The sequence below is a fragment of the Rhodococcus sp. Z13 genome (genome assembly GCF_025837095.1).
GTDB classification, from domain to species: Bacteria; Actinomycetota; Actinomycetes; order Mycobacteriales; family Mycobacteriaceae; genus Rhodococcus; species Rhodococcus sacchari.
Genome location: NZ_CP107551.1, coordinates 542,077 through 563,487, shown reverse-complemented (window position 1 = coordinate 563,487; position 21,411 = coordinate 542,077). Strand labels below are relative to the sequence as shown.

At 68.7% G+C, this 21,411-nt stretch carries 20 protein-coding genes; 12 read left to right on the top strand and 8 right to left on the bottom strand.

Features of this window, described 5'->3' with window-relative positions; translation table 11 throughout:
* Positions 1 to 77: 77 nt before the first annotated feature.
* The 3 genes from OED52_RS02625 to OED52_RS02615 are packed head-to-tail and all read right to left on the bottom strand — an operon-like array spanning position 78 to position 4,359.
* Positions 78 to 1,361 (bottom strand): oxygenase MpaB family protein, encoded by a 1,284-nt coding sequence (locus tag OED52_RS02625; RefSeq protein WP_264153151.1) that lies wholly within the window; start codon positions 1,359 to 1,361, stop codon positions 78 to 80.
* Positions 1,358 to 2,545, bottom strand: a complete 1,188-nt coding sequence (locus OED52_RS02620; protein WP_264153150.1) for an alpha/beta hydrolase — start codon at positions 2,543 to 2,545, stop codon at positions 1,358 to 1,360. Before OED52_RS02620 ends, OED52_RS02625 begins: the two co-directional genes overlap by 4 nt.
* On the bottom strand, positions 2,542 to 4,359 hold the full coding sequence (locus OED52_RS02615; RefSeq protein WP_264153149.1) for a multicopper oxidase family protein: 1,818 nt from the start codon (positions 4,357 to 4,359) through the stop codon (positions 2,542 to 2,544). The genes OED52_RS02620 and OED52_RS02615 overlap by 4 nt, the downstream gene beginning before the upstream one ends.
* 115 nt (positions 4,360 to 4,474) lie before the next feature.
* On the opposite strand from OED52_RS02615, the gene OED52_RS02610 reads away from it, so the two are divergent.
* The gene (locus tag OED52_RS02610; protein ID WP_264153148.1) at positions 4,475 to 5,311 is read left to right on the top strand and encodes an esterase/lipase family protein; all 837 of its coding nucleotides are present in this window, start codon (positions 4,475 to 4,477) and stop codon (positions 5,309 to 5,311) included.
* A gap of 38 nt (positions 5,312 to 5,349) precedes the next feature.
* Positions 5,350 to 5,931, top strand: coding sequence for a TetR/AcrR family transcriptional regulator (locus OED52_RS02605; protein ID WP_264153147.1), 582 nt, complete (start codon positions 5,350 to 5,352; stop codon positions 5,929 to 5,931).
* A 78-nt stretch (positions 5,932 to 6,009) separates the two neighbouring features.
* On the opposite strand, the gene OED52_RS02600 is transcribed toward OED52_RS02605, so the two are convergent.
* On the bottom strand, positions 6,010 to 7,122 hold the full coding sequence (locus tag OED52_RS02600) for an NAD(P)H-dependent flavin oxidoreductase (protein ID WP_264153146.1): 1,113 nt from the start codon (positions 7,120 to 7,122) through the stop codon (positions 6,010 to 6,012).
* A gap of 7 nt (positions 7,123 to 7,129) precedes the next feature.
* Positions 7,130 to 8,794 (bottom strand): acyl-CoA synthetase, encoded by a 1,665-nt coding sequence (locus tag OED52_RS02595; RefSeq protein ID WP_264153145.1) that lies wholly within the window; start codon positions 8,792 to 8,794, stop codon positions 7,130 to 7,132.
* A gap of 82 nt (positions 8,795 to 8,876) precedes the next feature.
* Here OED52_RS02595 and OED52_RS02590 point away from each other — a divergent pair, with 82 nt between their 5' ends.
* On the top strand, positions 8,877 to 9,710 hold the full coding sequence (locus OED52_RS02590) for a crotonase/enoyl-CoA hydratase family protein (RefSeq protein WP_264153144.1): 834 nt from the start codon (positions 8,877 to 8,879) through the stop codon (positions 9,708 to 9,710).
* A 125-nt stretch (positions 9,711 to 9,835) separates the two neighbouring features.
* Positions 9,836 to 11,365 (top strand): AMP-binding protein, encoded by a 1,530-nt coding sequence (locus tag OED52_RS02585; protein ID WP_264153143.1) that lies wholly within the window; start codon positions 9,836 to 9,838, stop codon positions 11,363 to 11,365.
* A gap of 55 nt (positions 11,366 to 11,420) precedes the next feature.
* On the opposite strand, the gene OED52_RS02580 is transcribed toward OED52_RS02585, so the two are convergent.
* On the bottom strand, positions 11,421 to 12,458 hold the full coding sequence (locus tag OED52_RS02580; RefSeq protein WP_264153142.1) for an LLM class F420-dependent oxidoreductase: 1,038 nt from the start codon (positions 12,456 to 12,458) through the stop codon (positions 11,421 to 11,423).
* Positions 12,459 to 12,548: 90 nt separating this feature from the next.
* Between OED52_RS02580 and OED52_RS02575 the strand changes: the two genes are divergently transcribed.
* From OED52_RS02575 to OED52_RS02550, 6 genes are read left to right on the top strand one after another with little or no spacing between them, the layout of a single operon-like run.
* Positions 12,549 to 13,520: a Zn-ribbon domain-containing OB-fold protein gene (locus OED52_RS02575; protein WP_264153141.1), complete on the top strand. Its 972-nt coding sequence runs from the start codon at positions 12,549 to 12,551 to the stop codon at positions 13,518 to 13,520.
* A gap of 14 nt (positions 13,521 to 13,534) precedes the next feature.
* Positions 13,535 to 14,596, top strand: a complete 1,062-nt coding sequence (locus OED52_RS02570; protein WP_264153140.1) for a thiolase domain-containing protein — start codon at positions 13,535 to 13,537, stop codon at positions 14,594 to 14,596.
* Positions 14,596 to 15,771: a thiolase domain-containing protein gene (locus tag OED52_RS02565; RefSeq protein WP_264153139.1), complete on the top strand. Its 1,176-nt coding sequence runs from the start codon at positions 14,596 to 14,598 to the stop codon at positions 15,769 to 15,771. The genes OED52_RS02570 and OED52_RS02565 overlap by 1 nt, the downstream gene beginning before the upstream one ends.
* An 11-nt stretch (positions 15,772 to 15,782) precedes the next feature.
* Positions 15,783 to 16,664, top strand: coding sequence for a TIGR03619 family F420-dependent LLM class oxidoreductase (locus tag OED52_RS02560; RefSeq protein ID WP_264153138.1), 882 nt, complete (start codon positions 15,783 to 15,785; stop codon positions 16,662 to 16,664).
* Positions 16,661 to 17,074 (top strand): nuclear transport factor 2 family protein, encoded by a 414-nt coding sequence (locus OED52_RS02555; protein ID WP_264153137.1) that lies wholly within the window; start codon positions 16,661 to 16,663, stop codon positions 17,072 to 17,074. The genes OED52_RS02560 and OED52_RS02555 overlap by 4 nt, the downstream gene beginning before the upstream one ends.
* A gap of 23 nt (positions 17,075 to 17,097) precedes the next feature.
* The gene (locus OED52_RS02550; protein ID WP_264153136.1) at positions 17,098 to 17,670 is read left to right on the top strand and encodes a nucleotidyltransferase family protein; all 573 of its coding nucleotides are present in this window, start codon (positions 17,098 to 17,100) and stop codon (positions 17,668 to 17,670) included.
* Positions 17,671 to 17,707: 37 nt separating this feature from the next.
* Here the strand turns inward: OED52_RS02550 and OED52_RS02545 are convergent, their stop codons facing one another.
* The gene (locus OED52_RS02545; RefSeq protein ID WP_264153135.1) at positions 17,708 to 18,061 is read right to left on the bottom strand and encodes a hypothetical protein; all 354 of its coding nucleotides are present in this window, start codon (positions 18,059 to 18,061) and stop codon (positions 17,708 to 17,710) included.
* A gap of 69 nt (positions 18,062 to 18,130) precedes the next feature.
* On the opposite strand from OED52_RS02545, the gene OED52_RS02540 reads away from it, so the two are divergent.
* The gene (locus OED52_RS02540) at positions 18,131 to 18,685 is read left to right on the top strand and encodes a helix-turn-helix domain-containing protein (RefSeq protein WP_264153134.1); all 555 of its coding nucleotides are present in this window, start codon (positions 18,131 to 18,133) and stop codon (positions 18,683 to 18,685) included.
* A gap of 127 nt (positions 18,686 to 18,812) precedes the next feature.
* On the opposite strand, the gene OED52_RS02535 is transcribed toward OED52_RS02540, so the two are convergent.
* Complete coding sequence (locus OED52_RS02535) at positions 18,813 to 20,066, bottom strand: cytochrome P450 (protein ID WP_264153133.1); 1,254 nt, start codon at positions 20,064 to 20,066, stop codon at positions 18,813 to 18,815.
* Positions 20,067 to 20,247: 181 nt separating this feature from the next.
* Here OED52_RS02535 and OED52_RS02530 point away from each other — a divergent pair, with 181 nt between their 5' ends.
* On the top strand, positions 20,248 to 21,411 hold the full coding sequence (locus OED52_RS02530; RefSeq protein WP_264153132.1) for a steroid 3-ketoacyl-CoA thiolase: 1,164 nt from the start codon (positions 20,248 to 20,250) through the stop codon (positions 21,409 to 21,411).

Below are 21,411 nucleotides of genomic sequence, written 5' to 3'. Positions count from 1 at the left end.
TCTATCGGCACAGCGCAAGGTGTGCGCCTATCGGCGCAGCGCAAGGTGTGCGCCTGTCGGCGCAGCGCTGACGGCGTCTATCGGCGCAGTGCACCGCTGGCGTCGAATTGTGCTTCGCGGCCTTCCATCTGGGCGCGGTACCAGTTCTCCCGATGCCACACCATGATCTTCTCGTGCACTCCGGCGACGCCGGGGACGAAGCGGCGGGCCAGCTCCATCGCGGTGATGAGCGGGAACCGGGCGATCGGGATGATCATCCACGGGATCACCTTGGGCAGCGAGTACTTCCGCCGTGTTCCGGGTGCCATGAACATCGCCGAGTACACGGAGTTGATGCGGAAGTTGTAGTACTCGCGCAGCCGCTTCAGGCCGCGGTGGCCGTCGCGCGGGGCGAAGGCCTGCGGGTAGGACTCGATGAGTTCCTTGCCGTGCTCCCCGGAGTCGTAGGAGCGCGAGACGACGGTGGTCATCAGGGTGCGGACGCTGTCGCCGAGGGTCTCCGGGTACCACTGCATCCGCACGCCGAGCAGGTAGCCCATGTACTTCTGGAAGTGGATGAGCGCCCGGATCTCCCGCGGGGTGGTGTGGTAGCCGAGCACCCACAGGGCCAGACCCGGGGTGACGCTGCCGGCGATGAGGGTCAGCAGCATGTAGGTCTGGCTGATCGGCAGGCCCCACTTGGCGATGTCCCATTCGGGGTGCTTCGCGACGCGGGAGCGGACCGAGACGTGCATGACCCGCACCTTCAGCGCCGTCGCTCGGCCCTTGCTGCCGGGGGTGAGCAACGCGCCGGGCTCGGACACGTCGATCCAGAACCGGCAGGTCTCGAGGAAGCGGCGCAGGGCGTTGTCGCCGGCGTAACCGCCCGCGAGGGACAGCGGGGTCGCGACCGCGGCCTCGGTGTAGATCTCGAGGGTCTCCGCACCGGCGAAGCTGAACAGCATGGTGCCCCACCGGCGCCAGATGGCGGCGCCCTCCTCCACGAGTTCGGGCTGCACCCAGTCGGGGACGGTCTCGAACTCCTCGAACAGCGCCTTCATGGCGTCGGGCACCTCGTCGAGGGAGTCGATGCCGTCGGTCAGTGCCTTGTCGAGCAGTTCGCGGGTCTTCTTCGGGCCGAGTTCGCCGTGGTAGACCTCGTCGACGAAGCGTTCCGCGGTGGGGTCGCCGCTGAACAGGTCGTTGCACAGGGCGCGGGCCTGCTCGTCGGTGGGCAGGAAGTCGAATCCGGTGAGCCTGCGGACGATCCGCCGGGCCCGCTTGATGCCGGGCTTCTCGATGGCCTGCCAGTACGGGAATGCCGTGGGGCAGCGATCGATCGGAGCGTCCGTCGACTGTTCGAGCGTGTCGATGTCGGTCATGCCAGTGCCTCCTCGGTCCGTTCGTCGAACACGGTGCGGCGGATCCACGCGGTCAGACGGCCGACGACGTCGGCGAGACCATCCGGCTGGTCCACGAGATAATGGTTGAGCCCGTGCATCTCGACGAGTTCCTTGTCGGTGCCCGCGAGCGCGTCGTACATCAGGCGGGAGTCCTCGGCGAAGGCCGCCTGGTCGCCCAGCAGGCTCATCACGATCGTGGGGGTGGTGACGTTGCGCAGGTCGGTGAGGGCGTCGGCGTGGGTGTGGTCGACACTCCAGGTGCTCAGCCAGCTGCGCACGGTGACGAAGCGCGCCAGGCCACCGGCTGCGGTGTTGGCGGCCTTGGGATCTCCGTACATGGAGCCGAGTTCGCGGTCGCTCGGGTCGATGCTCAGGTCGACGAAGCGAGGATCGGCGACGGTGCGGTGCACGACGAATCCGCGGTCCGACGAGCCGGTGCGTTCGAGTTCGGCGAGCTGTTCGAGGGCCCACGCGTCGATGCGACGCATCCGGGCGAGCTGGGCGTCGCGGTAACGCTGCACCCACTCCGGGTCGAGCGGGGCGGTGCGGCCGGGCGCGTAGAGGTCCAGCTCGGGATCGGTGGCGTAGGGGTCGGATTCGTCGACGACGGCACCGTCGATCCAGTGCCGCAGCACGCGGGCGCGGCCCGGGTGGGCACCGACGAGCATGAGCGCGTCGGCCGGTCGCAGGTCCGCCCGGGCGAACGGCGCGGGATCCCCCGCGGGAGTGGCGGTGACCGTGGGGTTCTGGGCCTGCGACTGGTAGAAGGAGGCCAGTGAACCGCCGCCGCTGAAGCCGAGGAGTACGACCTTCTCGAAACCGAGTTCGTCGGCCATCCACCGCACCCCGGTCCCGAGGTCGAGCGCGGCGCGCTCCATGATCAGCGCCGGTTCGTTGGACGAGTAGCGGGTGTTGAGTCCCATCGCCGGGATCCCCGCCTGCGCGAACGCGCGGAGCAGGAAGTGCGTCAGGAAGTTCGAGGCGGGATGGCACATGACCACGCCCACCTCCTTGGAGTAGCCGGCCGGGGCGACGAGGTTGCCGTGCAGCGTCGGGTAGTGGCGGCTGAGACCGGAGTGCATCTCGACGCGGCCGTCATCGGCCGGCTCGTAGGGGATGCGCTGGAAGTGGTCGAGAATCGGGGAATCGCTCGTGGAAGTCATGTCACCGTCCGGTATTTGAGCATCATGTCGTGGTCTTCGTGGTCGAGGATGTGGCAGTGCCAGACGTAGCCCTGCAGGTCGCCGTGGCTTCCGTGCTCGGTGCCGTGGCCGTCTGGGCCGTGGTCGCCGTGGCCGACGGCGTGGTGACCCGCCCGGTGCGGGTCGAAGGTGTGGACCTCGCGCGAGAACGTCGTGTCGGGGTCGAAGCCGAGCTCGTCCGCGGTCGGGAAGTAGGCGATCACGCGGGTCACCGAGTTCGGGTTGCAGATGACGGTGTCCTTGTAACCCGTCTCCCAGGGTTCGGGTCCGCGCAGCGGCTCGACGACGAAGGGGTCGGCGTCCGGGGTCCACTTGAGCCCGATGGGCGGCTGCGGCTGTCGGGCGCACATGGCGAGGGTGTTGATCGCCTGCCGGCCGAGGACACGGAAGTGCACCAGGTGCAGGTGGATCGGGTGCGGGTCCGGGGTGGCGTTGACGATGTTCCACTGTTCGACGGTGCCCTGGCGGGGCATCTCGATGTCGGTGCTGTGGTACATCAGGTTGTTCAGCGACATGATCGACGGCGGGATCCGCACCTCCGAGGGCTGGCTCAGCGACACGTTCCGCACGTTCTGCGGCGTCGGGATCGGCCCCACCACGGGCGGAAGCCCCGGGCCGCCGCGCAGCCGGTCCGGGACCGGGCCGGTGAACCCGCGGGCGTATTCGGCGCGGAAACGCATGAACAGCGGCATGAGCACGGCACCGATCTGCGCGGCCTGCGGGGCGGCGGGCTCACTGTTGCGCAGTTCCACGGTGTCGCCGGGTTCGAGCACGCCGAAATCGACGAGCAGGTCGACGCGTTCGCCGGGCGACAGGCGTACGCGGGTGGTGTGGACGGGCGCGTCGAGCAGGCCGCCCTCCATGCCGATCACCCAGAACGGCATCCCGTTGGAGAAGTGCAGATCCCAAACGCTGAAGGACGCCGCGTTGAGCAGCCGCACCCGGTACAGGCCGCGGGCGACGCGCGCCTCGGGCCAGATCTTGCCGTTGACGACACCGACGTCGCCGACGGCGCCGCCCTCCCACCGGCCCTGCGGCACGATCGGAGTCGAGCGGATGCTCTGCGAACCGTCGCTGTTGACGATCTTCTCCTGCAGTACCAGCTCGAGTTCGAACTCGCCGCTGGGCAACCCCAGCGGATTCCGCCGGTCGCCGGTGTCGTACTCGTCGCGCAGCAGGTACATCCCGGCCAGGCCCGCGTAGGCGTTGAGGCGGGTGACCGCCATCGCGTGGTCGTGGTACCACATGGTCGTCGCGTCCTGGCGGTTCGGGAACCGGTAGGTGTATCCCTGGCCGGGACGCGAGATCTGTTCGGGGTTGCCGTCGAACTCGGGTGGGGTCACCCCGCCGTGCAGGTGCATCGAGGTGGGGACGTCGGTGCGGTCGCGTTCGCTCAGCCCGTGCAGCGTGGTGTCGAAGTCGGCGGCGAAGGGGTGCGTGTCGATGGCGTTGCGGTACTCGACCGAGGTCTCCTGCCCCTTGTGTGCGACGAGCGTCGGGCCGCCGTAGGTGCTGTCGCCGTAGGCGAGGGTCGGTCCGGCCGGCAGGTCGCGGTGGAAGCTGTGCCGGGCACTGACGGCGTCGATCCGGTAGGAGGTGCTGTCCGGTCGCGGGATGATCGGCAGTTCGTCGACGAAGGGTTCGAGCCGCGGGGAGTGGAACAGCAGCGGCCGGGTGATGTCCGGGCCGTCCGCGAGTGCGCGCCCTCCGAGCAGGACGGCGCCGGTTCCGACGGCGAGTCCGGCGAGAAGGGTTCTGCGGCTGAGTCTCTGCATGGAGCGTCTTTCCTGTCGTCCGCGCCGGCCCGGAACCGGGAGGACCGGTGCTCGTGATGGGCGCCACAGTACCATACGGTATGGTTTGGTCAATAGCCCTCGCGAAGGAGCCTCGATGCTCGGTAAGTCCTGGTCACACCCCCTGTCGGTGGCCCTGCTGGCCGTCGCCGCCTGGACCGTTCCGTCGGGTCCGGCCACCGCCGCACCGCTTCCCGATCCGTGCGCGGGAGCACGCCCGGACACCGTCCTCGTGCACGACCTCGCGAGCACCACCGAGACGTGGACCGCCTTCACCGCCGATCTCGCCGCGGCCGGCCGTTGCGCCACCACCGTCAGCTGGGGCGAACCCGCCGCCGGCGATCTCCCCCTCCCCCTCGCCGGACTCCGCGGCACCGACGCCGGCGCTCGGGATCTCGCCGAGGCTCTGGACGCGTTGTGCGGCGACGACCCCACCTGCACGGTCGACGTGGTCGCACACGGCGCGGGATCGCTGGTGGTGCAGCGTTACCTGCAGGAGCACGGCCCCGGGCCGGTTCGCTCCCTCACCACTCTCGGCGCGCTGTGGCACGGCACCGAAATCGGTGGGCTCGCCGCCGCCGAGCAGATCAGCCGCGATGTGGGCACCTACGACCTCGTCCTCGGACTCGAGAAGCCGATCGTCGACCCGGTCTGCGCCGGCTGCCGCGAGATCGTCGCCGGGTCGAACCTGCTTCGCGACCTGCACGCCCGCGGCGTGCCGACCCCCGGCGTCCGCTACACCGACATCGTGTCGACCTGCGACCTCCTCGTGGTCCCGCCCGAGCGCGGCGCCCTGCCGGGCTCCACCGTCGTCACACTGGCGGGCGTACCGACGGGCTCGGATTCGACCGGCTGCGTGGACCATTGGCGTCTGCCCCACGACCCCGCAGCACGGGCTGCCGTCGTCGCGGCGCTGCCCGCGGGCGACCTGTAGTCTCGTTTTCCGACACGATCGAGGAGAGGTGACCATCCGTGGCTGAACAACCGGCGAAGAGCGGCCGCCGGTCCGGGCGGCGACCACGGCTGTCCCTCGACGACTGGACCGAGGCGGGCCTGCGCCTGCTCGTCTCCGAAGGCCGCGGGGCGGTGAAGATCTCGCGGCTGTGCGACGAGCTCGGGGTCACCAAAGGCAGTTTCTACTGGCACTTCTCCGACATCGACGATCTGATGAAGGCCATCGCCACCCGCTACACCTCGCAGGACAACGACGCGGCCCGCGGCCTGACGAGCCTCGAGGAGATGCCCGTCGACGAGCGGCTCGCCCACATGGGTGCGATGCTCGTCGACGCCCGCGCATGGGAGGCCGAGGTGGCCGTCCGCGAGTGGGCGCGCAGCGACCCGCAGGTCGCCGAATCGGTTCGCGCACTGGACCAGCGCATCATGGCGGTGGTGCAGAACTGCTTCCGCGAACTCGGTTTCGACGACGAGGAGGCCGAGATCCGGGCGGGCACCCTCGTCTACGCGGGCATCGGTTTCCTCTACGGACGCGACAACCTGCCCACCCCCACCGTCGAACAGATCCAGAAGCTCCTCGCGATCCTGGTGCGGCACTGAGCTCCTCGTGCGGCACCGCGGCCGGGAACGAAAGTGCCCCGGAACGGAAGATCCGTCCCGGGGCACGTCCCCCACCCCCTAGCGGGCTTCGTTCAGCCGATCGACCGCGTCCTCGTAGCCTCGGATCAGGTCGGCCATGATGTCGGCGACGGGCCGGATCTCGTTCATCCGTCCCACCACCTGGCCGACCGGCATGGCCACGACCTCGGGGTCGTCGGCTGCCGACATGCGCTGGTGAGCCTCGCTCACCAGGATGTTCTGCAGCGGCATGGGCAGCGGCTCGGGCGCATCGGGCTTCGCCCACGCCTCGGTCCACTTGGTCTTGAGCAGTCGCGCCGGCTTGCCGGAGTAGATCCGGGAGCGCACCGTGTCGGACGAGGACGCGGCGAGCAGCGCCCGCTGGATCGACGACGGACCGTGCGCGGCCGCACCGAGCTTGTACTCGGCGGTGGTGAGCCAGTACGACCCCATCCACACACCCGACGCACCGAGGGCGAGCGCCGCGGCGACCTGACGGCCGGAGCCGACCCCGCCCGCGGCGAGGACCGCCGCGGAATCGCCGAGTGCGTCGACGATCTCGGGCCACAGCACCAGCGATGCGATCTCCCCGGTGTGTCCGCCGGCCTCGTATCCCTGGGCGACGACGATGTCGACACCGTTCTCCACGTGCCGCTTCGCGTGCTCGACCGACCCGGCGAGGGCCGCCACCGGCACGCCCTTCTCGTGGGCGAGGTCGATGACGTCCTTCGGCGGGGAGCCGAGGGCGTTGGCGATCAGCGCCGGCCGGTGGTTCAGCGCGACCTCGACGTGCGACCGCGCCACCGAGTGCAGCCAGCCGAGCACCCCGCTCGCCTGACCGGCGTCCTCCGGCAACGGCGGCACCCCGAGTTCCTCGAGGGTCCGGTCGACGAAGGCCCGGTGTTCCGCCGGGATCAGTTTGTCGAGGTCCACCGCGGTGCCCTCGGTGGGCACCTTGGCGGGCATCACGACGTCGACACCGTAGGGCTTGCCGTCGGTGTTCTCGTCCATCCACGTCAGGACGGCGTCGAGTTCCTCCGGATCGTTGAACCGGACGCACCCGAGGACCCCGAGCCCGCCGGCGCGGCTGATGGCCGCGGCGACGTGCTCGGAGGGGGTGAATCCGAAGATCGGGTACTCGATGCCGAACTTCCGGCTCAGAGCTGTCTGCATCGTCCGCCTATCCCGTCGCGGCCCGGTTGCCGTTGCCGTTGTCGTAGACCTCGTCGGCCGGGCGCAGCTGCGTCTGGTCCTTGGCCCACCGGTAGTCGGGCTTTCCGGCCGGCGACCGCTTGATCGTGTCGACGAACCACACCGCCCGCGGCACCTTGTAGCCGGCGATGTGTTCGCGTGCCGTCGTCATGAGCTCGTCGAGGGTCGCCGTCTGTCCTTCCCGCAGCGCGACGACCGCGGAGACCCGTTCGCCGAACCGCTCGTCGGGGACACCGACCACGAGGGCGTCGAAGACGGCGGGATGCTGCTTGAGGGCGCCCTCGACCTCCTCCGGGTAGACCTTCTCGCCACCGCTGTTGATCGAGACCGAGCCGCGGCCGAGCATGGTGACGGTGCCGTCGGCCTCGACCCGCGCGTAGTCGCCGGGGATCGAGTAGCGGACGCCGTTGTACTCACGGAAGGTCGCCTTGGTCTTCGCCTCGTCCTTGTAGTAGCCCAGCGGGATGTTGCCGGTGCGGGCCACCCAGCCGACCTTGCCGGAACCCGGTTCGATCGGGTTGCCGTCGTCGTCGAGGACGGTGGTGGACTCGTCGATCTTGACGGTGGGACCGCCGCCGAGGGTCTTGCCCTTCTCGACGATGCCGATACCGCCGAAGCCGGTCTCGGACGAGCCGATCGAGTCGGTGATGACCTTGCCCGGCAGCAGGTCGATGTAGCGGTCCTTGATGGACGGGGAGAACAGCGCCGCGCTCGACGCGATGGCGAACAGTGTGGAGAGGTCGTAGGGCTTGCCGGTCTTCGGATTTCCCTCCTCGAGCGCGTCGAGCATGGGGCGGGCCATGGCGTCACCCGTGATGAAGATGACGTTGACCTTGTGTTCGTCGATGATGCGCCACACCTCGTGGCCCGAGAACTCGGGGTGCATGATGACCTTGCCGCCGCTGAACAGCGACTGGAACAGCGCCCACTGGGCACCGCCGTGGATCATCGGCGGGATGGGATACCGCACGAGACCGGGGTTCTGAGCGCCCTCCTTCGCCAGCTGCCACTCGTCCTTGACCCACTCGCCGGTCATGAAGTTGATGCCGCCGCCGAGCACGCGCCAGACGTCCTCGTGCCGCCACATCACGCCCTTGGGGTGACCGGTGGTGCCGCCGGTGTAGAGGATGTAGATGTCGTCGGCGCTGCGTTCCTCGAAGTCGCGTTCGGGGGAACCCTGGGCCAGGGCCGCTTCGTATTCCACGCCGCCGTAGGCCGAGTAGTCGAGATCGGAGCCGTCCTCGACGACCACCACGGTCTTCACCAGCGGGGTCTTCGGCAGGACGTTGGCCACCTTGTCGGAGTACCGGCGCTCGTGGATGAGCGCGACCATGTCGGAGTTGTCGAAAATGTACTGCAACTCGTTCTCGACATAGCGGTAGTTGACGTTGATCATGATCGCCCGGATCTTGAAGATCGCGATCATCGCCTCGGCGGCCTCGATGGTGTTCCGCGAGTAGATCCCGACCTTGTCCCCCGGCTTCACACCCTGTTCGAGCAGGTAATGAGCAAGTCTGTTGGCTCTCTCCTCCAACTGCGCATAGGTGATCTCACACCCGTCCGAGGCCAGCGCGACGCGCTCGGGAACGAGGTCGATTGCGTGTTCGACGAGGTCTGCGATGTTTAGGGCCACGCCGATAAAAGTAGAACGTGTTACCGTTTCTGACAAGACCCGAATATGATCCAGTTCACAACACCGCTGAGGAGTCCCATCAGTGTCCGCTACCGAAGCCCCCGGCGCAGCCGATTCGGACATCTCGACCCGCGAACCGCACTGCCTCGTCGAGCAGCGCGGCCACGTCCTGATCGTGACCATGAACCGCCCGGAAGCACGAAATGCGTTGTCCGGCGAAATGATGTCGATCATGAACGAGGCGTGGGACCGCGTCGACGAGGACCCGGAGATCCGCGTCGCGATCCTCACCGGCGCCGGCGGCGCGTTCTGCGCGGGCGCCGACCTCAAGGCGATGAACCAGGCCGCGCCCGGCGACAAGTTCGAAGGCGGGGGCTGGGACCTCACGCGTCTTCCGGCCCTGCTGAAGGGACGCCGGCTGACCAAGCCGCTCATCGCGGCCGTGGAGGGCCCCGCCATCGCCGGCGGTACCGAGATCCTGCAGGGCACCGACATCCGTGTGGCCGGTGAGAGCGCGAAATTCGGTGTTTCCGAGGCCAAGTGGGGACTGTTCCCGCTGGGCGGCTCGGCCGTGCGGCTGGTGCGCCAGATCCCCTACACGATCGCCGCCGACATCCTGCTCACCGGTCGCCACATCACCGCCGCCGAGGCGAAGGAGATCGGGCTCATCGGCTACGTCGTCCCGGACGGCACCGCCCTCGACAAGGCCCTCGAGATCGCCGAGACCATCGCGAACAACGGCCCGCTGGCCGTGCAGGCGATCCTCAAGACGATCCGCGACTCCGAGGGCCTGCACGAGGAGGAGGCGTTCCGCATCGACGCCGAACTCGGTGCCGCGGTGTTCAAGAGCGCCGACGCCAAGGAGGGTCCGCGCGCATTCGCGGAGAAGCGCAAGCCGAAATTCAGCGGGGCCTGACCCCGGCAGCGAGCGACGACGCCCCGATGGGACACCACCGTCCTGTCGGGGCCTTCTGCTGCTACATTGCGGCTGTGATCCACGGCACAATGTCGTGGGATCTGCGCCGGCAGTAAGGAGCCCCCATGTACCCGGGAGTGCACGCTCGGACCGACCCCGACAAGCTCGCCGTCGTCCTGGCCGACAGCGACCGCAGCCTGACCTACCGCGAACTCGACGACCGGTCGGCCGCCCTCGCCCGCGCCCTGCACGACCGCGGACTGCGGACCGGCGACGTCGTCGCCCTGCTCACCGACAACCGGGTCGAGGCGTTCGAGGTGTTCTGGGCGGCGCTGCGCTCCGGCCTCTACATCACCGCGGTCAACAGCCATCTCACCCCCGGCGAGGTCGCCTACATCGTCGACGACAGCGGCGCGAAGGCGCTGATCGTCTCGGCCTCCCTCGGCGACCTCGCCGCGGAGGTGGGCGGGAAGGTCTCCGTCGACGCGGCCCGGCTGGCCTTCGGCGGCGAGGTGCCCGGATTCGACTCCTACGAGGACGCTCTCGCCACGGCCGGCCCCCGCCTCTGCGAGGAGCCCTGCGGTGCGATCATGCTCTACTCGTCCGGGACCACCGGTTTCCCCAAGGGCATCCGGCCACCGCTGCCGGAGCGTCGCGTCGACGAACCCGGCGAGGCGCTCGTCGCGGTCGCGCAGTTCCTGTTCGGCATCGGCGCCGACGACGTCTACTACTCCCCCGCACCGATCTACCACGCCGCGCCTCTGCGTTGGGGCGGCGCGATCCACGCCCTGGGCGGAACCGTGGTGCTGGCCGAGAGATTCGACGCCGCCGATGCTCTCCGGCACATCGAGCAGTACGGGATCACGGCGGGACAGATGGTGCCGACGATGTTCGTGCGGATGCTCAAGCTCGACGAGGAGCTCCGCACCCGGCACGACCTGTCGAGCCTGCGCGTACTCATCCACGCCGCCGCGCCGTGCCCGCCCGAGGTCAAGCGGGCGATGATCGACTGGCTCGGACCGGTGGTCTACGAGTACTACAGCTCCACCGAGGCCAACGGCATCACCTTCATCAACAGCCAGGAATGGCTCGACCATCCGGGATCGGTGGGCAAGAGCGTGATCGGCCCCGCGCACATCTGTGACGAGGAGGGCCGGGAACTGCCGGCCGGGCAGGTGGGGACGATCTACTTCGAGACCGAGAACGTGCCGTTCGAGTACCACAACGACCCCGAGAAGACCTCGGCGGCACAGCATCCCGAGCATCCCAACTGGACCACGGTCGGCGACCTCGGCTATCTCGACGACGAGGGCTATCTGTATCTCACCGACCGCAAGTCGTTCACGATCATCTCCGGCGGCGTGAACATCTATCCGCAGGAGATCGAGAACGTCCTGGCGCTGCACCCGGCGGTGGAGGACGTCGCCGTCATCGGGGTGCCGCACCCGGAGATGGGTGAGGAGGTCAAGGCCGTGGTGCAGCCGTCACCCGGTACCGAGGGAACGCCCGGGTTGGCCGAGGACCTGATCGCCTACGTGCGCGAGCGGGTCGCGCACTTCAAGGTGCCCCGCTCGGTGGACTTCGTCGACGAATTGCCCCGCACCCCCACAGGGAAGCTGGTCAAGGGAAAACTGAAGGCGGCCTACACCTCCTGAGACACGCCGCGGGCGGGTCCCCTCGACAGAGGAGTCCCGCCCGCGCGCGGCGCCTTCAGCGCAGTACGACGTCGGCGACCGTGCGGATCTGCTCGACGCTGCGGCAGCCGACGAGCAGCATCGTCACGCCGGCCTCCTCCCAGCGCTTGACGCCCTCACGGACCTCGTCGGCGTTGCCGACGATCATCGTCTCGGTGACCATCTCGTCCGGGATCGCCGCGGCCGCCTCGTCCTTGCGGCCGGAGCGGAACAGGGCCGTCACCTCGTCGACCACCTCGCCGTAACCCATCCGGCGGTAGACCTGTGCGTGGAAGTTCAGCTCGGGTGCACCCATTCCCCCGACATAGAGCGCCGTCACGGGTTTCATCGCCGCGATGGTGCCGGCGCGGTCGTCGGTCACCACCACCTGGCAGGTCGCGGCAATCTCGAAGTCCTCCCGGGTGCGGCGCGCACCGGGCCGCGCGAAGCCCTCGTCGAGCCACTCGTCGTACATCGACGCCAGGCGCGGGGTGTAGTAGATCGCCAGCCAGCCGTCGGCGATCTCGGCGGTGAGCGCGACGTTCTTCGGTCCCTCCGCGCCGAGCCAGATGGGGATGTCCGAGCGCAGCGGATGGGTGATCGGCTTGAGCGGCTTGCCCAGTCCGGTGGCACCCGGACCGCCGTAGGGCAGCGGGTAGTGCGGGCCGTCGCTCGTCACCGGTTCCTCGCGGGCGAGGACCTTGCGGATGATCTCGACGTATTCGCGGGTGCGGGCCAGCGGTTTGGCGAACGGCTGCCCGTACCAGCCCTCGACGACCTGTGGCCCCGAGACACCGAGACCGAGGACGTGCCGGCCGCCGGACAGGTGGTCCAGGGTCAGCGCGTGCATCGCACAGCTGGTGGGGGTGCGCGCCGAGATCTGGACGACGGAGGTACCGAGCCGGACCCGTTCGGTGGCCGAGCCCCACCAGGCCAGCGGCGTGAACGCGTCCGATCCCCACGATTCGGCGGCGAACACGGCGTCGAAGCCCGCGGCCTCGGCGGCGGAAACGAGTTCCGGTGCGTTCGGTGGTGGCTGGGCTCCCCAGTAGCCCAGCTGAAGTCCCAGTTGCATTGCACGCCTTTCCTGTCGCACCGATGACGGCGAGGTGCAGTTCACGCGCCGCCCTTGCCAGCAACACTAGAACCTGTTCTACTCGAAATTGTGAGCCTGGGAAAGAGCGCGGTCGCCGAACCACCACTGAGCGCACCGCTGAACCTGAAGTTCGACTACACACGATCCACCGGGCCGACCGTCGGGGCGTTCGTCACCGGTCTGCGCGACGGACGCATCCTCGGAGCCCGCGGGTCCGACGGGCGCGTCCTCGTGCCGCCGCCGGAATACGACGCGGTGACCCACGAGCCCCTCACCGACTTCGTCGAAGTCGGGCAGACCGGCACGGTCGTCAGCTGGACATGGAACGCGGATCCGCTTCCCGGCCAGCCCTTCGACCGCCCGTTCGCGTGGGCGCTGATCCGTCTCGACGGCGCCGACACCGCACTGCTGCACGCGGTGGACGTCGCCTCGCCCGACGACATGAGCACCGGGATGCGCGTGCGGGTCCGCTGGGCCGACGAGCGTGCCGGCAGCATCCACGACATCGCGGCGTTCGAACCCGGCGAGGCCACAGTCACGGTCACCACCGCGACGGGCGAGCCGGTCACCATGATCACCACCCCGATCGACCTGCACTACCAGCACTCCGCCTCCCCCGAGGAGTCCTGGTACCTGCGCGGGCTCAAGGAGGGCAAGATCATCGGCGGCCGTACCGGTCCCGGCGGCAAGGTCTACGTGCCGCCGCGCGGCGCGAGCCCCACCGACGGTGTGCCGACCAAGGAACCCGTCGAGTTGTCCGACAAGGGCATCGTCACCACCTTCTGCATCGTGAACGTGCCCTTCCTCGGGCAGCAGATCAAGCCGCCCTACGTCGCGGCCTACGTGCTGCTCGACGGCGCCGACATCCCCTTCCTCCATCTGATCCTCGAATGCGACGCCTCCGAGGTGCGGATGGGCATGAGGGTCGAGGCGAAGTGGCGGCCGCGGGAGGAGTGGGACCACACCCTCCGCAACATCGAGTACTTCCGCCCCACCGGCGAACCCGACGCCGACTACGAGACCTTCAAACACCACCTCTAGGAGCAGCGGACACCATGACAGACATCGCAGTCGTCGGCTTCGCACATGCTCCGCACGTGCGCGAGACCTTCGGCACCACCAACGGCGTCGAGATGCTCGTCCCGTGTTTCCAGGAGCTGTACGACAAGCTCGGCATCACCAAGTCCGACATCGGCTTCTGGTGCTCGGGTTCGTCCGACTACCTTGCAGGGCGCGCCTTCTCGTTCATCTCCGCGATCGACGCCATCGGCGCCGTACCCCCGATCAACGAATCGCACGTCGAGATGGACGCTGCCTGGGCCCTCTACGAGGCGTGGGTCAAGCTCGTCACCGGCGAGGTCGACACCGCCCTGGTGTACGGCTTCGGCAAGTCGTCGGCCGGTAACCTGCGGCGCACCCTCTCGCTGCAGCTCGATCCCTATCTCGTCGCGCCGCTCGGCGTGGACTCGCTCGCACTCGCCGGTCTACAGGCCCGCATGGGTCTCGACGCCGGCAAGTGGACCGACCGCGACATGGCGGAGGTCGCGGCCCGCAGCTACGCCACCGCGAAGGACAACGCCAAGTCGCAGCGGTCGGGTGACGTCGACGTCGACGCGCTCCTCGACAACCCCTACGTCGCCGATCCGCTGCGCAAGCACGACTGCGCCCCGATCACCGACGGTGCCGCCGCGATCGTCCTGGCCTCCGGCGACCGGGCACGGGAACTGTGCGAGAACCCGGCCTGGATCACCGGCATCGAGCACCGCGCGGACTCGCCGAACCTCGGTGCCGTCGACCTGACGACGGCACCGTCCGCCCGGGCCGCCGCACAGGCCGTCACCGGCGGCGACACCGCTTTCGACGTCGCCGAACTGCACGCCCCGTTCACCCACCAGGAACTGATCCTGCGCGAGGAACTGGGTCTGGGCGACTCGACGGTGATCAACCCGTCCGGCGGACCGCTGACCGGCAACCCGATGTTCGCGGCCGGTCTCGAACGCATCGGGTACGCGGCGCAGGCGATCATGGACGGCCGGGCCGGACGTGCCCTGGCCCACGCGACGAGCGGCCCTGTGCTGCAACAGAATCTGGTAGCCGTTCTGGAGGGACGCAACTGATGGCCAAGCAACCGGCAGCTGTCCTCGGCACTGGACAGACCCATTACGTCGCCAAGCGGCACGACGTGTCGATGTCCGGCCTGGTCCGCGAGGCGATCGACCGCGCCATGCTCGACGCCCAGGTCGGCTGGGACGACATCGACGCCGTCGTCATCGGCAAGGCCCCCGACCTGTTCGAGGGTGTCATGATGCCCGAACTGTCGATGGTCGACGCCATCGGCGCCACCGGCAAACCGATGCTGCGTGTGCACACCGCCGGCTCGGTGGGTGGGTCCACGGCGAACGTCGCGGCGAGCCTCGTGCAGGCCGGTATCCACAAGCGGGTGCTGGCTGTGGCCTGGGAGAAGCAGTCCGAGTCGAACGCGATGTGGGCGCTGTCCACCCCGGTGCCGTTCACCATGCCCGTCGGCGCCGGCGCCGGCGGCTACTTCGCCCCGCACGTCCGCTCCTACATCCGCCGCTCCGGTGCGCCCGAGCACATCGGCGCGATGGTCGCGGTGAAGGACCGGCTCAACGGCGCGAAGAACCCCTACGCCCATCTCAAACAGCCGGACATCACCCTGGAGAAGGTGCAGTCCTCGCAGATGCTGTGGGACCCGATCCGGTACGACGAGACGTGCCCGTCGTCCGACGGTGCGTGCGCGGTCGTGCTCGGTGACGAGGACACCGCGAAAGCGGCCGAGCAGGCGGGCCGCACCGTGGCCTGGATCCACGCCACCGCGATGCGCACCGAACCGACGACCTACGCCGGGCGCGACCAGGTCAACCCGGAGGCCGGTCGCGTCGCCGCGGCCGCGCTGTGGAAGCAGGCCGGTATCACCGATCCCTACGCGGAGATCGACTGCGCCGAGATCTACGTGCCGTTCTCGTGGTTCGAACCGATGTGGCTCGAGAACCTCGGGTTCGCCCCCGAGGGTTCCGGCTGGAAGCTCACCGAGGCCGGGGAGACGGCCATCGGCGGCCACCTGCCGGTCAACATGTCCGGTGGTGTGCTCTCCTCCAACCCGATCGGCGCGTCGGGCATGATCCGCTTCGCCGAGGCCGCGATCCAGGTGATGGGCAAGGCCGGTGAACACCAGGTGGAGGGTGCACGCAAGGCCCTCGGACATGCCTACGGCGGTGGGTCGCAGTACTTCTCGATGTGGGTGGTGGGCTCCGACCGGCCCACGAACTAAGGAGCAGCGCCATGGTCTCGTTCACCGTGGGGGTCGCGATGACCCCGCTCGACCAGCTCAACGGCATCGCGCAGACCGCCGAGGAGTGCGGGTACGCCTCGATCGCACTGCCCGACTCGCTGTTCTACATGGAGAAGCAGAGCGTCGACTATCCGTACACCCCGGACGGTTCGCGCATGTGGACGCCGGAGACCCCCTGGGTCGATCCGCTCATCGCCGCGGCGTCGATGGCGGCGGTGACCTCGCGGATCCGGTTCTACACGCAGGTGCTCAAACTCGGCTCCCGCAATCCGGTGCTGCTGGCCCGGCAGGTGGGGTCGGTCGCGAACCTCACCGGCAACCGATTCGGTCTCGGGGTCGGGATCGGCTGGGCACCGGAGGAGTTCGAGTGGTGCGGGGTGCCCTACGCCAAGCGCGGCAAGCGCGTGGACGAGATGATCGAGGTGCTGAAGCTGATCCTCGGCGGCGGCATGGTCGAACACCACGGCGAGTTCTACGATTTCGACCGGCTGCAGATGAGCCCCGCCCCCACCGAGCCGGTGCCGTTCTACGTCGGTGGGCACACCGACGTGGCGCTGCGGCGCGCGGCGCGGGTCGGGGACGGGTGGACGTCGGCGATGATCGAGTTCGACGATCTCGTGCAGGTCATCACCCGACTGCGCGAGTTGCGCGCCGAGTACGGCCGCAGCGACGAGCCGTTCGAGATCCAGACGGTGTGCGTCGACAGGTTCGGCAGTTCCGGTTACGCGGAACTCGCCGACGCCGGGGTCACCGACATCATCGTGGTCCCGTGGATCTTCGACGGCCACGGATTCGATTCACCGCTCGAGGCGAAGCAGGAGTCGCTGCGCAGGTTCGCCGACAAGTACATTCACGGAAGGGATGCGGCATGAGCGAGGAACATCCGGCACGCGTGGCCGCCCGGGCGTCGCAGGCGGCGGCGAGCGGCAAGCGCAAGGACGAGTGGCTGGCGTTGTTCGCGGAGAACGCGTGCGTCGAGGATCCCGTGGGACCCTCCGGCTTCGATCCGGAGGGCAAGGGGCACCACGGTCGTGAGGCGATCTCGAAGTTCTACGACATGACCATCGCCAACACCGACAAGCTCGAGTTCCTCGTCGACGACGTGCTGGTGTGTGGTGACGAGTGCGTCAACATCGGCACCATCCGCACCACGATGGCGGGCAATCTCATCGATGCCGAGGGTGTGTTCGTCTATCGCGTCGACGAGGACGGGAAGATCGTCTCGCTGCGCGCCTTCTGGGAAGTGGAGCGGGCGATGAAGACACTGCGGCCCGCCTCGTAGGCCCGTCTCGTAGCATCGGCGGTATGTCGACCGCCGGGATCGTTCTCGCAGCAGGGGACGGCTCGCGGTTGGGTGGACGTGCGAAAGCACTGCTCCCCCATCGCGGCCGTCCCCTTCTGCACACCGTGGCCGAGGCGTTGCTCGGTGGCGGGTGCGACGAGGTCGTCGTGGTCGTCGGCGCCTTCGGTGAGGAGGTCGCGGCCGCGTGCCCGGAAGGCACCGTCGCGGTGCGCAATCCCGACTGGGCCGAAGGCATGTCGACCTCCCTGCGCCGCGGCGTCGAGGCCGCGCGGGCCCACGACCGGGTCGTCCTCACCGTCGTCGATTTCCCCGGCATCACCACCGGACTCGTGCGCCACGTGCTGGAAGCACACCGGCCCGGGACGGTGACGCTGCCGGTGTTCGCGGACCGTCCGGGGCATCCGGTGGTGTTCGATCTCGCCGACGCGCGCACCGCGGCCGGCGAGGCCACCGGCGACGAGGGGGCGCGTTCGTTCCTCGCCCGCAACCGCGACCGGGTGCGGCGGGTGGACTGCACCGCCCTGGCGGACGCGGGTGATGTGGACACCTCCGAGGATCTGCGCCGGCTGCGCTGACCCCCCTGACCGGCGTCGGCCGGCACGAAGCGGCCCGTCAGCGGGCCGCGGCGGTACGCAGCTTCTCGGCCCACCGCCCTGCGTCGGCCACACGCAGCACGAGCGCGGTGCGCTTGTGCCCCTCCAGTTCGATGCGCAGTGCCGGCTCCCCGCGCCGCACGGAGACGAGGTCGTTGCGGCCGGGTCCACGCCAGGAGCCGATGTTGCGCACGCCCGGCAGTCCGAGACCGGGGGCGCGGATGCCGCGCACCGCGGACAGACCGTCCTCGAACACCTCGATGTTGCGGATCGACGTGAGCGGCACGTCGACGTTGCCGATGAGTCCGGCGATCTTCTCGAAGGGAGTGAAGCGCACTCGCAGGGTTCCGTTGTCGATGTTCATCGTCGTCATGACAGCGATTATTCTCATTGTTGAGAACAATGTCAACTGTGAGAAGGTCGGAGGGTGGGGAGGAGAGGCATGACCACCGCAGAACTGCTGCTGCACCCGGTGCGGCTGCGCATCGTCCAGGCACTGCTGGGCGACCGCACCGCGACCACCGCCCAGTTACGCGCCCTGCTCGAGGACGTCTCGACCGCCACGCTCTACCGGCAGATCGCGACCCTCGTCGACGCCGGCGTACTCGAGGTCGTCTCCGAACGCCGCGTCCGCGGCACCGTCGAACGCACCTACCGTCTCGTCACCGAACGCGCACACGTGACCGGTGACCAGGCCGAGGAGATGAGCGCCGACGACCACCGGCGCGCCTTCCTCGCCTTCACCGCTCAGCTGCTTGCCGACTTCGACGCCTACCTCGATGACCCGGGCCGGCGCCGCATGGTCGAGGACGTCGTGGGCTACCGGCAGATCGCCCTCGACCTGACCGACGAGGAGGCCCTGGCCCTCGTGACGGAGATGGCGCAGCTGTTCGCGCGCTACGCGGAACTCGGCCCGGGGCCCGGCCGACGCCGGCGGTTGATCAGCCGGATCATCGTGCCGGCCCGCGATCCCGGAGACGTTCCCCCGGAGGAGTGAAGGACCCGGAGGAGCAGGACGCGGAACGACGAGGTCCCCGGACACCTCGTGGTGTCCGGGGACCTCACCTGCTCTCGGCTCGGTGCTCGACCGCCGCCTCGGCTCAGTACTCGACCGTCGCCTCGGCTCAGTGCTTGACCGGGCATCCTCCCGACGTCTTGTAGTCGACCTGGAACTCCTTGATGCCGTTGAGCCAACCCGACCGCAGGCGGTGCGGGTCACCGATCTTGGTGATGTCCGGGATGTGATCGGCGATCGCGTTGAAGATCAGATCGATCTCCATGCGCGCGAGGTTCGCCCCGAGGCAGTAGTGCGCACCGGTGCCACCGAAGGCGAGATGCGGGTTCGGGTCGCGGAGGATGTCGAACTGGCGCGGGTTCTCGAACACCTCTTCGTCGTTGTTCGCCGAGGCGTACAGCATGACGACGCGGTCGCCCTTCTTGATGAGCTGCCCGCCGAGCTCGACGTCCTCGAGCGCGGTGCGCTGGAACGACGTGACCGGGGTGGCCCAGCGGATGATCTCGTCGGCTGCGGTCTTCGGGCGCTCCCGCTTGAACAGCTCCCACTGGTCCGGATTGTCGAGGAACGCCGCCATACCGTGGGTGATGGCATTGCGGGTGGTCTCGTTGCCGGCCACGGCGAGCACGATGAAGAAGAAGCCGAACTCCTCGGGAGCCAGCTCGTCGCCGTCGATGTCGGCCTCGATGAGCGTGGTGACGATGTCGTCGGCCGGGTTCTCCTTGCGGGCGGCGGCCATCTGGTAGGCGTAGCCCAGCACCTCCATCGAGGCCGCGGCCGGATCGGCGGTGTTGTCCGGATCGTCGTAGCCCGTCATCTGGTTGGACCACTCGAAGATCTTGGCGCGGTCCTCCTGCGGCACGCCGATGAGGTCGGCGATCGCCTGCAGCGGCAGTTCCGCGGCGATCTGCGTGACGAAGTCGCCCTTACCGGCCTGGCAGGCGTCCGACACGATGAGACGGGCGCGGCGGTCGAGCTCCTCGCGCAGGCTGTTGATGGCGCGCGGGGTGAAACCGCGCGCGACGAGCTTGCGCAGCTTGGTGTGCTCGGGGGCGTCCTTGTTGAGCAGGACGTGCCGCTGCAGCTCGATGGCCTCGCGGGGGATGTCGTCGTTGAACCGCGGAATTGCCGTGTTCTCCCAGTTGGAGAACACGTCGCTCCGACGGGAGACCTCCCGGACCTCCTCGTGCCGGGAGACAACCCAGAACCCGTCGTCGTGGAAACCACCGACGTCGGGAGACTTCTTGTTCCACCACACCGGCGCCGTCTTCCGCAGTTCCGCGAACTCTTCGAACGGCATGCGGTCTGCGTACAGATCGGGGTCGGTGAAATCGATGTCCTCGGGGATGTTCGGCTGCGCCACTGATATCTCTCCTGCCCTGGCGGGTACCGCTCGCGTGATGTGTAACACGTTCTAAAACCATTCAAACACAGCCACGCGCATTGGTGAAGGGATCAGCACGTCCAACGGGATAAGTCGGGTTCTTGCCGCTCGGAGAAACCTGTTCTATTTTGCGAAGACCGACCGTAGAAAGGAGCCCGCAGTGGGCACACCAGTCATCGTCGAAGCCGTCCGGACCCCGATCGGCAAGCGAGGTGGATGGCTCGCAGGCCTGCATGCTGCGGAAATCCTCGGCGCCGCGCAGTCCGGACTCGTCGAGCGCGCCGGGATCGACCCCTCCCTCGTCGAACAGGTCATCGGCGGATGCGTCACCCAGGCCGGCGCCCAGTCGAACAACATCACCCGCACCGCCTGGCTGCACGCCGGCCTGCCCTGGCAGGTCGGCGCCACCACGATCGACGCCCAGTGCGGGTCGGCGCAGCAGGCCAACCACCTCATCGCGGGGCTGATCGCCACCGGCGCCATCGACGTCGGCATCGCCTGCGGCATCGAGGCCATGACCCAGGTCCCGTTGGGCGCCAACGTCGGTGAGAACGCCGGTCCGCGCCGCCCGGAGTCGTGGAACATCGACATGCCCAACCAGTTCGAGGCCGCCGAGCGGATCGCGCGGCGCCGCGGCATCACCCGCGAGGACGTCGACGCTCTCGGTGTGCGCTCCCAGCAGCTCGCGAAGCAGGCCTGGGACGAGGGCCGGTTCGACCGCGAGGTGCTGCCCGTCGTCGCCCCCGTCGTCGACAAGGAGGGCAACCTCACCGGCGAGAAGCAGACCGTCACCCGCGACCAGGGTCTGCGCGAGACCTCCGCGGAGTCGCTGGCGAAGCTGAAGCCCGTCCTCGAGGGCGGTGTCCACACCGCCGGCACGTCGTCGCAGATCTCCGACGGTGCCGCCGCGGTGCTGCTCATGGACTCCGATCGGGCGAAGGCACTCGGGCTGAAGCCGCGCGCCCGCATCGTCGCGCAGGCCCTCGTCGGCGGTGAGCCCGAGTTCCACCTCGACGGCCCGGTGCAGGCCACCGCGAAGGTCCTCGAGAAGGCCGGCATGACCATCGACGATCCTGACCTGTTCGAGGTCAACGAGGCGTTCGCCTCCGTGCTGCTGTCGTGGGCCTCGGTGCACAATCCCGATATGGACAAGGTCAACGTCAACGGCGGCGCGATCGCGCTCGGCCACCCCGTCGGGTCCACCGGCTCGCGGCTGATCACCACGGCGCTGCACGAACTCGAACGGCGCGACGCGTCGACGGCCCTGATCACGATGTGTGCCGGTGGTGCACTGGCCACGGGCACGATCATCGAGCGGATCTGA